Origin of the sequence: Mumia quercus, from assembly GCF_025506335.1 — a bacterium.
In the GTDB taxonomy this organism is placed as follows: Bacteria; Actinomycetota; Actinomycetes; order Propionibacteriales; family Nocardioidaceae; genus Mumia; species Mumia quercus.
In genome coordinates, this window is the sequence record NZ_JANZYO010000001.1 from 502235 (window position 1) to 516558 (window position 14324).

The 14324-nt window shown below is 72.6% G+C and carries 15 protein-coding genes; 12 read left to right on the forward strand and 3 right to left on the reverse strand.

The window, feature by feature from the left end:
- Positions 1-221: 221 nt before the first annotated feature.
- A complete protein-coding gene (locus tag NYZ95_RS02410) occupies positions 222-914 on the forward strand; it encodes an FMN-binding negative transcriptional regulator (RefSeq protein WP_262848329.1) in 693 nt (230 codons plus the stop codon).
- Here the strand turns inward: NYZ95_RS02410 and NYZ95_RS02415 are convergent.
- Both NYZ95_RS02415 and NYZ95_RS02420 read right to left on the reverse strand, forming a co-directional pair.
- The gene (locus NYZ95_RS02415) at positions 869-1747 is read right to left on the reverse strand and encodes a metallophosphoesterase family protein (protein ID WP_262848331.1); all 879 of its coding nucleotides are present in this window, start codon (positions 1745-1747) and stop codon (positions 869-871) included. The genes NYZ95_RS02410 and NYZ95_RS02415 overlap by 46 nt on opposite strands.
- Positions 1748-1789: 42 nt before the next feature.
- A complete protein-coding gene (locus tag NYZ95_RS02420; RefSeq protein ID WP_262848333.1) occupies positions 1790-2614 on the reverse strand; it encodes an N-acetylmuramoyl-L-alanine amidase family protein in 825 nt (274 codons plus the stop codon).
- A 79-nt stretch (positions 2615-2693) separates the two neighbouring features.
- On the opposite strand from NYZ95_RS02420, the gene NYZ95_RS02425 reads away from it, so the two are divergent.
- Genes NYZ95_RS02425 through NYZ95_RS02435 form a run of 3 tightly spaced genes read left to right on the forward strand, consistent with a single transcriptional unit; the run spans position 2694 to position 4531 of the window.
- Positions 2694-3719, forward strand: a complete 1026-nt coding sequence (locus tag NYZ95_RS02425; protein ID WP_262848335.1) for a hypothetical protein — start codon at positions 2694-2696, stop codon at positions 3717-3719.
- A 38-nt stretch (positions 3720-3757) separates the two neighbouring features.
- Positions 3758-3895 (forward strand): hypothetical protein, encoded by a 138-nt coding sequence (locus NYZ95_RS02430; RefSeq protein ID WP_262848336.1) that lies wholly within the window; start codon positions 3758-3760, stop codon positions 3893-3895.
- 3 nt (positions 3896-3898) lie between these two features.
- On the forward strand, positions 3899-4531 hold the full coding sequence (locus NYZ95_RS02435) for a hypothetical protein (protein WP_262848337.1): 633 nt from the start codon (positions 3899-3901) through the stop codon (positions 4529-4531).
- Between the two features lie 6 nt (positions 4532-4537).
- On the opposite strand, the gene NYZ95_RS02440 is transcribed toward NYZ95_RS02435, so the two are convergent.
- A complete protein-coding gene (locus NYZ95_RS02440) occupies positions 4538-5803 on the reverse strand; it encodes an ArgE/DapE family deacylase (RefSeq protein WP_262848339.1) in 1266 nt (421 codons plus the stop codon).
- A 56-nt stretch (positions 5804-5859) separates the two neighbouring features.
- Between NYZ95_RS02440 and NYZ95_RS02445 the strand changes: the two genes are divergently transcribed.
- The 8 genes from NYZ95_RS02445 to NYZ95_RS02480 all read left to right on the forward strand — a co-directional run bounded on the left by NYZ95_RS02445 (position 5860) and on the right by NYZ95_RS02480 (position 14321).
- Complete coding sequence (locus NYZ95_RS02445) at positions 5860-6468, forward strand: nucleotidyltransferase family protein (protein WP_262848341.1); 609 nt, start codon at positions 5860-5862, stop codon at positions 6466-6468.
- Positions 6469-6477: 9 nt separating this feature from the next.
- Entirely contained in the window at positions 6478-7362 is an 885-nt protein-coding gene (locus NYZ95_RS02450; RefSeq protein ID WP_262848343.1) for an AAA family ATPase, read from the forward strand.
- A 2-nt stretch (positions 7363-7364) separates the two neighbouring features.
- Complete coding sequence (locus NYZ95_RS02455) at positions 7365-8462, forward strand: vWA domain-containing protein (protein WP_262848345.1); 1098 nt, start codon at positions 7365-7367, stop codon at positions 8460-8462.
- Between the two features lie 54 nt (positions 8463-8516).
- On the forward strand, positions 8517-9650 hold the full coding sequence (locus NYZ95_RS02460; RefSeq protein ID WP_262848347.1) for an XdhC family protein: 1134 nt from the start codon (positions 8517-8519) through the stop codon (positions 9648-9650).
- 111 nt (positions 9651-9761) lie between these two features.
- Positions 9762-10274 carry a (2Fe-2S)-binding protein gene (locus NYZ95_RS02465; RefSeq protein WP_262848349.1) on the forward strand — a complete coding sequence of 171 codons (513 nt, stop codon included), beginning with the start codon at positions 9762-9764 and terminating at the stop codon, positions 10272-10274.
- Positions 10271-12751 (forward strand): xanthine dehydrogenase family protein molybdopterin-binding subunit, encoded by a 2481-nt coding sequence (locus NYZ95_RS02470; protein ID WP_262848350.1) that lies wholly within the window; start codon positions 10271-10273, stop codon positions 12749-12751. The genes NYZ95_RS02465 and NYZ95_RS02470 overlap by 4 nt, the downstream gene beginning before the upstream one ends.
- Positions 12748-13602 carry an FAD binding domain-containing protein gene (locus tag NYZ95_RS02475; RefSeq protein ID WP_262848352.1) on the forward strand — a complete coding sequence of 285 codons (855 nt, stop codon included), beginning with the start codon at positions 12748-12750 and terminating at the stop codon, positions 13600-13602. The genes NYZ95_RS02470 and NYZ95_RS02475 overlap by 4 nt, the downstream gene beginning before the upstream one ends.
- A complete protein-coding gene (locus NYZ95_RS02480) occupies positions 13602-14321 on the forward strand; it encodes an SRPBCC family protein (protein ID WP_262848354.1) in 720 nt (239 codons plus the stop codon). Before NYZ95_RS02475 ends, NYZ95_RS02480 begins: the two co-directional genes overlap by 1 nt.
- The last annotated feature ends 3 nt before the right edge of the window (positions 14322-14324 follow it).

The following is a 14324-nucleotide window of genomic DNA, read 5'->3' on the forward strand; positions in this document are numbered from 1 at the left end:
CCGGGGAGAGGATCCAGTCATCGGGCGAGCGGTTGTCGAGCGTGCTGGACAGCCGGAACGTGCGACTCGAAGTCGACGCGCTCTTCAGGGGTCATGATCGAGGAGACGTTAGCGGGCGGCCGATCGGTTCGTTTTCGGTTCGGAGATGTTGGCGAGAGCGTTGCGCGGTCGATCGGTGCCATCACGTGACACTGATCGACCGCACAACGTCGCCTGGCCGCGTGGCCCGCGCCAGGTCGTACGGTGGCGTCGTGTACGTCCCGCGCTTCAACGCCCTCGAAGACCCGGCCGCGATCGACGCGATGATCGCGGCCGCAGGCGCCGGCGACCTCGTGACCGCCGACCGCGACGGCCTCCCGTACGCGACGCGGTTGCCGCTGGTGTGGCTCCGTGAGGAGCAGCGCGTGGTCGCGCACATGGCGATCGCCAACCCGCACTGGCGCACGATCGTCGACGGCTCTGCCGCGCTCGTGGTGGTGAGCGGCCCGCAGGCGTACGTCTCCCCGTCCTGGTACGCCGCGAAGGCCGAGCACGGGCGGGTGGTGCCGACCTGGAACTACAGCCGGGTCGAGCTGCGCGGGACGGTCCACGTGCACCGTGACGCGGCGTGGGTGCGCGACGCGGTCACCCGCCTCACCGCGCTGCACGAGCAGACGCGGGACGAGCCGTGGGCGGTGAGCGATGCGCCGGAGGCGTACGTCGAGGGGCAGCTGCGGGGCATCGTCGGGATCGAGGTCGTCGTCGACTTCGTCGAAGGCAAGGCCAAGCTCAGCCAGAATCGCTCCGACGCCGACCGCGCGGGCGTGATCGCCGGGATGCGGGCCGAGGGCGACCCGGAGTCGGCCGCCGTCGCCGACGCGATGGCGGCTCACTCCTCGTCGACGTCGTCCCAGGAGTCGGCGTCGACCAGGTAGACCTGCTCGCCCGCACGCGGGTCTCGGGCGTGCAGCGTGTGGAACGCCGGTGAGAAGGGACCGCCGAGGTCGACCACGGTCGCGGAGGCCCCGAGGACGCCGCGGATGTGCTCCGGCCGGCAGGTGCGGTCGTTGCGGGTGACGACGCCCGGCGTGACCCAGACGGGGACCCCGCCCAGCGTCCCGGACAGCTGGAGGTGGAAGTGTCCGCAGAGCACCGCGTGCACGTCCGTGCCTGCCACCGCGTCCGCGAGGAGAGCGCTCTCGCGCAGCCCGTCGGTGCGCATGAACGGCGACCACCCGACGTGGAGCGGCGGGTGGTGGAAGGCGACCACGGTCCCCGCTGGCGCCGGCCGCGAGAGCTGACCGCGCAACCAGGAGAGCTGGCCGCCGTCCAGCTCGCCGTGGACCGACCCCGGGACCAGCGAGTCGAGGGAGATCACCCGGAGGCCGCCCACCTCGCTCACGGCGGCACGCTTGCCGCTCGACCCTCCCGCGAGTCGGCCGACGTCGCGGCCGTCCGGCCCGAGGTGTCCGGACCCCAGCGCCCGGGCGAACGCGTCGCGGTCGTCGTGGTTGCCGGTGGTGTACACGTGCGGGACGCCGCGCTCCTCGGCGAAACCGCCGACGAGCTCGCGTACGGCGACGCACCCCTCGTACGACCCGTCGTCCGCGATGTCGCCGGTGACCAGGACCAGGTCGAGGTCGGGGACGTGGCGCACGTCGTGGAGGATCCGCTCCAGCGCAGAGACAGCGTCGACGCCGTCCTCGTCCGGGCCGGTACGGCTGATGTGGGTGTCGGAGAGGTGCAGGATGCGGTGGGTGGTCGGCACCTCACGCAGCCTAGGGCTCCGCGGTGTCGAGATCGACCGAGTTCAGCGCAGGTACGCCTCGACCGCCGTCGTGAGCGCACGGGCGTAGCGGCGCTGGCCGGCGGCCGAGCGCATGGTCCGTGCGTCGCGCGGGTTGCGCATGTTGCCGAGCTCGACCATCGCGGTCGGGATGCGGCTCAGGTTGAGCGTGCCCAGATCGGTGCGGCGGACGAAGCCGCGCCCGCCGGCGGTGTACGTCGAGCGACGGAAGCCACGCTCGTCGAGCGCGGCCCGCACCTCGCGTCCGAGCCGGGCCGACCGGACGACCGCGCCCCGGCGTCCCGTGACGATCACGTGGAACCCCCGGCCCGACCGGGCGGCGCCGTCGCCGTGGATGCTCAGCTTGAGGTCGGCGGCCCGCTCGCGTCCGCGGTACCCCTTGTTGCCGAGCTTGCCGCGGATGTCGACGCACGGCCCCCAGAGCCGTCGGCTGTTGCGGTCCCGCGTCATGACCACCGTCGCGCCCTTCGCGCGCAGCTGCTTGCGGAGGGCGACCGCCACGCGCCAGGTGAACGTCGCCTCGGCGTACCCGCTCGCCGTGGCCGTGCCGGTCGTGTTGCACGCCTTGCGCAGGCCACCGGCGTCGACGAGGCGGTTGATCTTGCGCGGGAACCGGCTGTTGCCGAGCTGGTGGCCGGGATCGATGACGATCGTGCGGCCCTTCAGCGACTGGTCGGTCGCGGCGGTCGAGAGCGCAGCCACGACGGCGGCGGGCGTCGTGCGCGCGTGCGTCGCCGGTGTCGGCGAGGGCGCCTGCGGAGCCTGCGCGGGAGCCGCGACGAGGGCAGCACCGACGAGGGCGACCACGACCGCGGGGGTGACATGCATCTGGTGAGGCTATCCCGAAAGCCGCTCACCGTCGTGTACGTCGCCCGGTGCCGACACCGGATCTGGCACGCTGAGGGCTATGGCGGTCGCGGAGGTAAGCCGCAGCCGGGTGCGGAGCGCGGTGCGCACGCTCGCCCCGTGGGTCATCACCGCGCTCGTCCTCGCGGCCGTCGTGGCTCTCGCGCAGGGGCTGGACTGGGACGCCGTGTGGAGCGCGCTCGGCGCCCTGCACGTGTGGCAGCTGGCCGTCCTCGTCCTGGTGCTCCTGCTGCGGCAGGTGTTCAACTGCCTGCCGCTCGCCTGGTTCATCGAGGGATGCTCGGTGCTGCGCGCGTTCCAGAACGACCAGGCCTCGACGGTCATGTACGCGGTGGCGCCGCCGCCGGCCGACTACGTGACGCGGATGGCGATGTTCGGCTCGTGGGGCCTGTCCATCCCGGCCGCGACCGCCGGTGCGGTGATGAACACCTTGAGCTTCTACGTCATCAGGTTCGGCGCGCCGATGCTCGGTGTCCTGGTCATGGCCGCGACGGGCATGTTCGACACGGCCGAGGTCGTGCCGGCGGTCCTCAGCGCCCTGATCAGCGTCGCCCTCCTGCTCGCGATCTGGCTCGGCTTCCGCGAGGAGCGGCTCGCCGCCGCCCTCGGCACGCGCGCCGCACGGCTGGTCGGCCGGTTCAAACACGGCGTCGACGTCGACGCGTGGCGGGAGGCCGTGGTCGCGTTCCGGCTCGCGGCCGCCCAGCGGATCCGGTGGGCGCTCCCGCGCTCTCTGCTCGTCCTCGTCGCCATGGTGGTCACCGACGCGGCGCTGATCGTGCTGTCGATCCGCTTCGTCGGCGTCTCGGCGGACGAGCTGTCGGCAGTCCCGGTGCTGACCGCGTTCCTCGTGGCGTACCCGTTGACGTCGTTGTTCTTCTCTGGCCTCGGCGTGCTGGACGCCGTCGTCATCGCCACCCTGCTCTACCACGTGAACGTCGACCACAGCCTGGAGCCGGAGCTCGTGGCCGCCTTCCTCATCTGGCGCGTGGTCAGCCTCGGCGTACCGCTGCTCATGGGCGCGGTGTCGCTGGTCGCCTGGAAGATCGAGCTCGTGCGGCGCTGAGCCTGCCGCCGCAGCCGCCCGCCCCGTAGGCTGAACCCATGCTCTGGCTTCTGATCATCATCGGTGTCGTCGTCCTCGCGTACGTCTACCGCGTCCAGCTCCTCTCGAAGGTGCTCGGCCAGGACGAGGCACGCGTGCGCAGGATGCTCGACCGCCGCAAGGGCGACCGCTACTGACCCGTGGGGGCCGCAGGCCTCGCCGCGGGGATCGTCCTGGTCCTCGCGGTCCTCGCGCTGGGTGTGGTCGCGGTGGCAGGCGCCGTGCTGCTGCTCACCGGCGTCGTCGCCCACCAGCGCCGCGGCTCCGCACCGCTGCTGTGGGCAGGAGCGGGAGCACTCGGGCTCGTCTCGGCCGTCGTGACGTGGACGTTCGTCTGGGCACAGCTGGCTGCCGACCCTGACACGCTGCGCGTCGACCTCCGGGAGCCGGTGACGGTCGCCTCGCTCGACAAGGACGACATGCCCGGCTACCCGGGGGCGTACGAGTACGAGTCCGACCGCGTAGAGCTGGTGCTCCCGGACGGGTCGCTGTTCCGCTCGCAGGTCTACACCGCGACGCTGTGGGCCGACGACGAGGTCGTGCGCTCGATCAGCCTCAGCCAGCGCGCGATGCCCACCGACGAGGCCGTGGAGGCCGTCCGCGCCTGGGCCGACGAGCTCGACGCGCGTCCGATCGGTCTCGAGACGGCGGCGGGCACGGTGTGGACGGACTCCGTCCTCGCGGGCGGTCTCGACGCCGAGCTGTCGCTGCAGCCGATCGGCTCGGGCGCGGAGTCTCGCGCCTTCCTCACGATCGAGGTCGTCACCCCGTAGCCGCCCTCAAGCGCACAGCTGCAGCGCGGTGAGCACGTACGCGCGGGCGCAGCGCATCACGTCGGCCACCTCCACGTGCTCGTCGACCGCGTGGGCGTGCCCGATGTCGCCGGGCCCGTACTGGAGGGTCGGCACCCCCGCTGCGGCGTAGAGCCGAAGGTCGGACCCGTACGGGGCCCCGGTCGGCGTGGGTCGTGGCGCTCCGGCGTGGACCGCCGCCTCGGTCACGACGTCGAGCAGCCCGTGCTCGTCCGGGAGCCGGCCGGGTGCGAACACTCCGCCCGGGAACGTCACCTCCACCGGGTGGTCGCGCAGCCAGAGGTCGGTGCGGCACGCCTCGTGGACGGCCTCGATGAGTGCCGCGCGGGCGTCGGCGACGGACTCGCCGGGGCGTACGCCGAACCGTCCCTCGGCGATGCAGAGGTCGGGGACGGTGCTGGCCCAGTCGCCTGCGCGCACGGTGCCGATCGAGAGCGGGTACGGGATCACGAGATGGGCGAACCGCTCGCCCGGGTCGAGGTTGCGGGAGCGCTCCAGCTCCCGCAGGCCGTGGCGTACGGTGTCGAGCGCGTCGAGGGCGCTGATGCCGCTCGAGCGCATCGAGCCGTGGGCGGCACGCCCCCGTACGACGAGCCGGAAGGTCAGCGACCCGGCGTTGTCGGTGACGACCTCGCGAGCGGTCGGCTCCCCGATGACGCAGGCGTCCGCCGTGTGGCCGCGTCGCAGCGTCGCGTACGTGCCGAGGCCGCCGTCCTCCTCGCCGATCACGGCGTGCACGGCGAGCGGTCGCGTCAGGGCGACGCCGCTGGCCCGCAGCGCGTGGACGGCGCCGACGATCGCGGCGACGCCGCCCAGCATGTCGCAGACGCCGCGCCCGTACCAGCGCCCGTCGTGCTCGCGCACCGTGAACGGGTCGTTGTCGGCCCACAGGAACGGGTCGCCGGCGGGGACGACGTCGAGGTGCCCGTTCAACGCCAGGGCGGGGACGTCGTCGGTGCCCGCGCCGAAGACGCCGACCGTGCCCCAGGCCTCGGACCTCTCGACCTCCATCCCCGGGAAGTCCGGCTCCTGCCGCAGCGTGGGAAGGTCGATCTCCCAGTGGTCGACGTCCGCGCCGAGCTCGGTGAGCCGGTCGGCGGCCCAGTGGCTCGCGGCGACCTCGCCGAGCGTCCCGTCGACCGGGGCCAGGGCGACGAGCGCGGCCAGGTCGGCGGCGATCTGGCCCTCGTCGAGATGGGCGAGGACGGTGGCGGGGTCGGGCGTCTCTGTCACGTCCCCAGTGTGCGTCAGCGCTGCGCGATCCGGAGCCGATGGCAGGATCAGGCGGCATGACGACACGTGCGCGGGTGACGGGGATGGTCCTCGCCGCCGGTGAGGGCAGGCGGATGGGCATGCCCAAGGCCCTCGTCGAGGGTCCCGACGGGACGACCTGGTTGACGCGCACCGCACGCGGCCTCGCTGCGGGCGGGTGCGAGGGCCTGGTGGTCGTCCTGGGCGCCGCGCACGAGCGGGCCCGTGCCTCGTACGCGGGACCGCCGGCGTCGTTCGTCGTCGCCGAGGAGTGGGCGAGCGGGATGGGCGCGTCCCTGCGGGCGGGGCTGCAGGCGCTGGCCGCGGACGCCCCGGACGTGGACGCGGCGCTGATCATGCTGGTCGACCTCCCGGACGTGGGTCCCGAGGTCGTCCGGCGCCTCGTCGCGTACACCGCCGGTGTGGACGACCCCGGCGCCGTCCTTGCACGTGCGACGTTCGACGGCCGTCCGGGACACCCGGTCCTGATCGGCCGCGACCGCTGGGCCGCGATGGCGGCGACGCTGTCGGGGGACGAAGGTGGCCGCCGCTACCTCAGGGAGCACGAGGCGGTCGCGGTCGAGTGCGGCGACCTGGCGGCAGGACAGGACCACGACACGCCCCGCGGCACGCCCGGTCCGGCATAGGCTGAGCGCGTGAAGCAGCCGGAGAGCAGCGAGGACCTCGTCCGCGACCTCGATGCGGCGGGATACCTCGCCGACGACGGGCTGGCGACCATCGCCTTCCTGTCCTTGGCGATGCGCCGTCCGCTCCTGCTGGAGGGCGAGCCCGGGACCGGCAAGACGGCGCTCGCTGAGGCCCTCGCCGCGGCGTACGAGCTGCCGCTGATCCGCCTCCAGTGCTACGAGGGGATCGACGCGGCGCAGGCACTGTACGACTGGGACTTCCCGCGCCAGATCCTCCATCTGCGGACGGTGGAGGCGACCACAGACCCGAGCCGGCCGGTCGATGCCGACGAGGTCGAGCAGTCGCTGTTCGACGAGCGGTTCCTGCTGGCGCGGCCGATCCTGCGCGCCCTGCGCGAGGCGCCGGCGGTGCTGCTGGTCGACGAGATCGACCGCGCCGACGACGAGTTCGAGGCGTTCCTGCTCGAGGTGCTCTCGACGAACCAGGTCACGATCCCCGAGCTCGGGACCGTACGCGCGGTCGAGCCGCCGATCGTCGTGCTCACCTCCAACCGCACGCGCGAGCTGCACGACGCGCTCAAGCGGCGCTGCCTCTACCACTGGATCGAGCACCCGGGCCTCGCGCGCGAGGTCGAGATCGTCCGGATGCGGATGCCGGAGGTCGCGCAGCGCTTGGCCGAGCAGGTCGTCGGGGTCGTGCAGGACCTGCGGGCGCGAGGCGACCTCCTCAAGCCTCCCGGCGTGGCGGAGACCTTGGACTGGACAGCCGCGCTGGACCGTCTCGGGCGCGACGAGCTCGATCTCGCGACGGCGTCGGCGACGATCGGCGCGGTCTGCAAGTACCGCGAGGACATCGACCGCGTGCGCGACGCGCTCTCCTCGATGCTGGCCTGAACGTGGCCGAGGTCGCGATCTTCGTCGGGTTCGCCCACGCGCTGCGCGAGGCGGGCCTCTCTGCGACGCCGGACCGTACGCAGGCGTTCGTCGATGCTGTGACCCTGCTCGGGCCCGACCGGCGCCACGACGTCTACTGGGCGGGACGCGCCACGCTGTGCGCGGAGCCCGACGACCTCGGGGTGTACGACCAGGTGTTCGCCGCCTGGTTCAGCCCTGACGAGCCGCGGTTGCGCACGCGGACCCAGGCAGCACCTCGGGTGGTCGTCCAGGCGGGGCTCGAGGAGTCCGACGCCGCAGGCGCCGGCAGCACCGACGACGTGCACGAGGTCGCGATGAAGGCGAGCCGCACCGAGACGCTGCGGCACCGCGACGTCGCCTCCTTGTCGGTCGCCGAGCGCGCCGAGGTGGCGAGGATGTTCGACCGGCTGACCGTACGGGTGCCGCTGCGCCGCAGCCCGCGCCGTATCCCGCACCGGCGCGGTGACCTCGACCCGACCCGCACCCTGCGGGACCAGCTGCGACGCGCGGGCGAGCCGGGTCCGTTGCGCTTCCGGGCACCGCGTCGGCGTGCCCGCAGGGTCGTGCTGCTGGTCGACGTCTCGGGCTCGATGAGTGCGTACGCCGACAGCCTGCTGCGGCTGGCGCACCGGCTCGTCAGCGCCTCGCCGCGCGGCGTGGAGGTCTTCACGCTCGGGACCCGGCTCACCCGCGTCACCGCCGCGATGCGGATGCGCGACCCGGAGGACGCGCTCGCCGCTGCCGGGGCGACGGTGCCCGACTGGTCCGGCGGCACTCGGCTCGGCGAGGTCCTCCAGGCGTTCGTCGACCGTTGGGGGCAGCGCGGCATGGCCAGGGGAGCGGTCGTGGTGATCGCGTCGGACGGGTGGGAGCGCGGCGACCCGGTGCTGCTGGGGACGCAGGTCGAGCGCCTGCGGCGGCTCGCGTACCGGGTCCTGTGGGCCAACCCCCACCGAGGCCGTCCCGGCTACGCCCCGGTGCAGGGCGGCATCGCCGCGGTGCACCCGCACCTCGACGCGTTGGTCGCCGGGCACTCGCTGGCGGCGTTCCAGGCGCTGCTCGACGAGGTCGGGCGCTGAACGGTCTCTGCGAGGAGCCTCAGGGCACCCGGCCCGCGACGTAGTCTGGGTCACATGCGTGACGTGCTCGAGGAGCTCATGGAGACGTGGAAGGCGGGCGAGACCGCCGGCGTCGCCACCGTGGTCGCGACCTTCCGCTCGGCACCACGGCCCGCCGGCGCGTCGATGGTCGTCGCGCCCGACGCGAGCGCGTACGGGTCGGTGTCGGGCGGCTGCGTCGAGGGCGCCGTCTACGAACTCGCGCAGGAGGTCGTGCAGGCAGGGGATCCGGTGCTGCAGCGGTACGGGGTCAGCGACGACGACGCGTTCGCGGTCGGGCTGACCTGCGGCGGGATCCTCGACGTGTTCGTCGAGCCCGTGTCGCAGGAGACGTTCCCCGAGCTGGGGGAGGTCGCCGCCGACATCGAGGCCGGCAACCCGGTGGCCGTTGCGACGGTGATCGCCCACCCCGACGGGTCCTGGGTCGGCCGTCGCGCGGTCGTCCGGCCGGAGACGTTCGAGGGCTCGCTCGGCTCGGAGCGGGCCGACGCCGCGATCGCCGACGACGTCCGAGGGCTGCTCGCGGCCGGTCGTACGGCCACGCTGACGTACGGGCCGGACGGTGAGCGGCGCGGCGAGGGGATGCGCGTGTTCGTGGCCTCGTACGCGCCGAAGCCCCGGATGCTGGTCTTCGGGGCGATCGACTTCGCGGCGGCGGTGGCGCGGCAGGGCGCCTTCCTCGGCTACCAGGTGACGGTCTGCGACGCGCGGCCCGTCTTCGCGACGGCCGCACGGTTCCCTGACGCCCACGAGGTGGTCGTGTCCTGGCCCCACAAGTACCTCCAGAAGCAGGTCGAGTCCGGGGCGATCGACGAGCGCACCGTCGTCTGCGTGCTGACCCACGACCCGAAGTTCGACGTGCCGCTGCTCGAGCTCGCGCTGCAGCTGGAGCCGCCGCACCGTCCCGCCTTCGTCGGCGCCATGGGCTCGCGGCGTACCCACGACGACCGCCTGGCGCGCCTGCGTGAGGCGGGCGTCGGCGAGGACGCGATCGCGCGGCTGTCGAGCCCGATCGGCCTCGACCTCGGCGCCCGTACGCCCGAGGAGACCGCGGTCTCGATCGCCGCCGAGATCATCGCGCTCCAGTGGGGCGGCCGCGGCGACCGGCTCAGCGCCCGCGACGGACGCATCCACCACGACGTGGAGTGACGGCTGGGGCAGGAGGGCCAGTATCTGCCATCCCGTTGTGACGAAGGTCACGTGGGTGTAGGAAAGGCTTCAACCAGTCGGGCACGTGCAACGCCGAGCGGAGTGAAGTCCATGGCCAAGAAACCGATCACCCTCACCGTCGACGGGGTCTCGTACTCCGACGACGTCGAACCCCGGACCCTTCTCGTCCAGTACCTCCGCGAGCAGCTGGGCAAGACCGGCACGCTGGTCGGCTGCGACACGACGAACTGCGGCGCCTGCACCGTCCACCTCGACGGACGCAGCGTCAAGTCGTGCACGATGTTCGCGGTCCAGGCCGACGGGCACGACGTCACGACGATCGAGGGGATCGCCTCCGAGGACGGCACGCTGCACCCCATGCAGCAGGCGTTCCACGAGTCCCACGCCCTGCAGTGCGGGTTCTGCACGCCCGGCATGATCATGCAGTCGATCGACCTGGCGACAGAGCACCCCGACCCGGACGAGGCGACCGTACGCGAGAACCTCGAGGGCAACCTGTGCCGCTGCACGGGCTACCAGAACATCGTCAAGGCCGTCCAGGCCGGTGCCAAGGAGATGTCGGGTCGTACGGGGGCGCCTGCGGACGAGGCAGGTGTGGCATGACCGTCACCGAGATCGGCTCGCCCCGCCGCCGCAAAGAAGACCAGCGCCTGATCACAGGGCGTTCGCGCTACACCGACAACATCGTCCTGCCGGGCATGCTGCACCTCGCGATGGTGCGCAGCCCGTTCGCCCACGCCCGCATCACCGCGCTCGACAAGACGGCGGCCGCATCCGCGCCGGGGGTCGTCAGCGTCCTCACGGGCGCCGACGTCTCGGACCTCTCCGGCTCGCTGCCGAACGCCTGGCCCATCACCCCGGAGCAGAAGGCGCCGCACCACCCGCCGATCGCCGTGGACCGCGTCGCCTTCGCGGGCCAGATCGTCGCCGTGGTCGTCGCCCGCAGCAAGAGCGAGGCGCAGGACGCGGCCGACCTCGTCGACGTCGACTACGAGGAGCTGCCGGTCGTCCTCGACCTCGAGGAGGCGGAGAAGGACACCGTTCTCGCGCACCCCGACCTCGGCACCAACAAGTCCGCGTTCTGGGTCTTCGACTCCGGCGAGGCCGGCACCGGCGGCAACGTCGAGGAGGCGATCACGCACGCGCGCGACGCCGAGGACGAGATCCTCGTCGAGCGGACCTACTACCAGCAACGCCTCATCCCGGCCTTCATGGAGCCGCGCTCAACCGTGGTCGACCCGACCGGAGAGCAGACGACGATGTGGTCCGCGACCCAGGTGCCGCACATCCTGCGCCTGATGCTCGCCCTCACCCTCAGCATCCCCGAGTCCAAGGTCCGGGTGATCGCCCCGGACGTGGGCGGCGGCTTCGGCGGCAAGCTCCAGGTAACCCCGGAGGAGGTCGTCACGATGATCGTGGCGCGCCGTACCGGCAAGCCCTGCAAGTACACCGAGACCCGCTCGGAGTCGCTCATGGCGGCGCACCATGGGCGTGCGCAGGTGCAGCGCCTCAGCCTCTCGGCCAAGCGCGACGGCACCGTGACGGGGCTCAAGGTCGCGCTGCTGGCCGACATGGGGGCCTACCTCGGGCTCGTCACCTCGGGCGTGCCGATCCTGGGCGCGTTCATGTTCCCGGCGATCTACAAGTTCCCCTCGTACCGCTTCGAGTGCACCAACCTCTTCACCAACAAGGCGTGGACCGACGCCTACCGCGGCGCCGGACGCCCGGAGGCGACCTTCGCGATCGAGCGCCTCATGGACGACCTCGCCGCCGAGCTCGACATGGACCCGATCGAGCTGCGCCGCAAGAACTGGATCGCCCACGAGGAGTTCCCGTTCACGACGGTGTGCGGGCTCGAGTACGACTCCGGCAACTACGAGGCGGCGACGCAGAAGGCGCTCGACCTCCTCGGGTACGACGAGCTGCGGGCCGAGCAGAAGCGGCGGCGTGAGGAGGGCGACCGGGTCCAGCTCGGGATCGGCGTCTCGACGTTCACGGAGATGTGCGGGCTCGCCCCGTCGCGGGTCCTCGGGTCGCTCGACTACGGCGCCGGCGGCTGGGAGTACGCCCAGGTGCGGGTGCTGCCGACCGGCAACGTCGAGGTCGTCACCGGCGTGAGCCCGCACGGCCAGGGGCACGAGACGGCGTGGAGCCAGATCGTCGCCGACCGGCTCGGCGTTCCGTTCGAGAACGTCGAGGTGCTGCACGGCGACACCGCGATCGCGCAACGTGGCCTCGACACGTACGGCTCCCGTTCCCTGGCAGTCGGCGGCATGGCGGTCGTGGCGGCAGCGGACAAGGTCATCGCGAAGGCGAAGGTCATCGCGGCCCACATGCTCGAGGCGGCGGAGGACGACCTCGAGTTCGCCGGCGGGAAGTTCACCGTCCGCGGCACCGACCAGGCCGTGGCGCTCGGGGACGTCGCGCTCGCGACGTTCGCCGCGCACGACCTCCCGGACGGCGTCGAGGCCAGCCTGGACTCTGACGCGACGTTCGACCCGGAGAACTTCTCGTTCCCGCACGGCACGCACCTCGCCGCGATGGAGGTCGACACCGAGACGGGCGAGGTGTCCTTGCGCACGTACGTCTGCGTCGACGACATCGGCAACGTGATCAACCCGCTCATCGTCGAGGGCCAGGTCCACGGCGGGCTCGCCCAGGGCATCGCCCAGGCGCTGTACGAAGAGGCCGTCCACGACGAGTCCGGGACGCTCGTGACCGGGTCGTTCGTGGACTACCTCGTCCCGAGCGCTGCCGACCTGCCGTCGTTCGTCACCGACCGGACCGAGACGGCGTCGACGACGAACGTCCTCGGCGTGAAGGGTGTCGGGGAGGCGGGGACCATCGCGTCGACCCCCGCCATCGTCAACGGGGTGATCGACGCCGTGCGACATCTCGGAGTCGATGACATCCTCATGCCATGCTCGCCCAACCGAGTCTGGGCGGCGCTGCAAGGAGCGGACAAGGGCCGGGGGGCCGCAGCCGCCGCACCGACGGTGAACAGCCCCGAGGTCGCTGAACGCGACATCGCGTCGACCGGCGCGGTCCAGACGGGTACGGACCAGGGGGAAGACAAGTGATTCCGACAGCTTTCGACTACGAGGCGCCCGAGACGGTGGAGGACGCCGTACGCCTGCTCGCCGAGGGCGGCGACGACGTCAAGGTCCTCGCCGGCGGCCAGAGCCTGATCCCCGTCCTCAAGTTGAGGCTGGCCGGTCCTGAGCTGATCGTGGACCTGGGGCGCATCGACGGGCTGCGCGGCATCCGCGAGGACGCCGACGACCTGGTGATCGGGGCGATGACGCCGCACCACGAGGTCGCGTCCAGCGGTCTGGTCCGTGAGCACGCGGCGCTGCTGGCGGAGGCGGCCTCGACGGTCGCCGACCCGCAGGTACGCCACCGCGGCACGTTCGGCGGAGCCCTCGTGCACGCCGACCCCGCAGGAGACCTGCCGGCGCCGGCACTGGCGCTCGGGGCGTCCTTCGAGATCGCGGGGCCCGGCGGCACCCGTACGGTTCCGGCCGCGGAGTTCTTCGTCGACCTCTTCACGACCGCCGTCGGAGAGGACGAGATCCTCACCGCGGTGCGGGTCCCGAAGCACACCGGGTGGGGCGCGGCCTACGAGAAGTTCGTCCGTGTCTCGCAGCAGTGGTCGATCGTCGCGGTCGCGGCGACCGTGCGCCTCGACGGCTCGTCGATCGCCGAGGTGAGGCTCGGGCTGACGAACATGGGCTCGACGCCGGTGCGCCCCGAGGCGGCCGAGCAGGCGCTCATCGGAGTCTCGCCCGTCGCCGAGGCGGTCGAGGCGGCCGTCGCCGGGGTGGCCGACGGCACCACGCCGCCCGAGGACCTGAACGGAACGGCCGACTACCGCCGCCACCTCGCGCGGGTGCTGGCCCGGCGTGCGGTGCTGCGGGCTGCGGGGGCCTGATGGAGCTGACGCACACGTTCACCGTCCCCGCCCCGATCGAGACGACCTGGGCGGCGTTCAACGACCTGGAGTCCATCGCGCCCTGCATGCCAGGAGCGACGGTCGAGGTGGTCGACGAGAACGACTTCACCGGCACGATCAAGATCAAGCTCGGGCCGATCTCGCTGATGTACGGCGGTGCGGGGACGTACGTCGAGCGCGACGAGGCCGACCGTCGGGTCGTGATCGACGCGAAGGGGAAGGACAAGCGCGGCCAGGGGACGGCGGGGGCGAAGGTCACGGCCCGGCTCTTCCCCGACGGTGACGGCACGAGGGTGGAGGTTGCGACGGACCTCGCGATCACCGGCAAGCCGGCGCAGTTCGGGCGTGGGGTCATCCAGGACGTGAGCGACAAGCTGTTGTCGCAGTTCGTCGGGTGCATCAGCGAGAAGCTGTCGGCGCCGCCGCCGGAGGAGGTCGTCGCCTCGCCCGAGCCTGCGCCGGCAGCGCCGGCCGCGCCTGCGCCGGGCAGGCACGCGGCGGACGCGTCCGGGCCCGCTCCCTCACCGACGCCGGTCGGCGGGCCGAAGGGCGACCCGCTCGCGTCCGACGCCGCCGAGCTCGACCTCGGGGCGACGGTGCTGCCGGTGGTGCTCAAGCGGTACGGCCCACGCCTCGCGGTCGGCGCGGTGGTCGCGTTCGTGGTGTGGCGGGTCGTCCGGGGGCGCCGCGGGCGCTGAGCA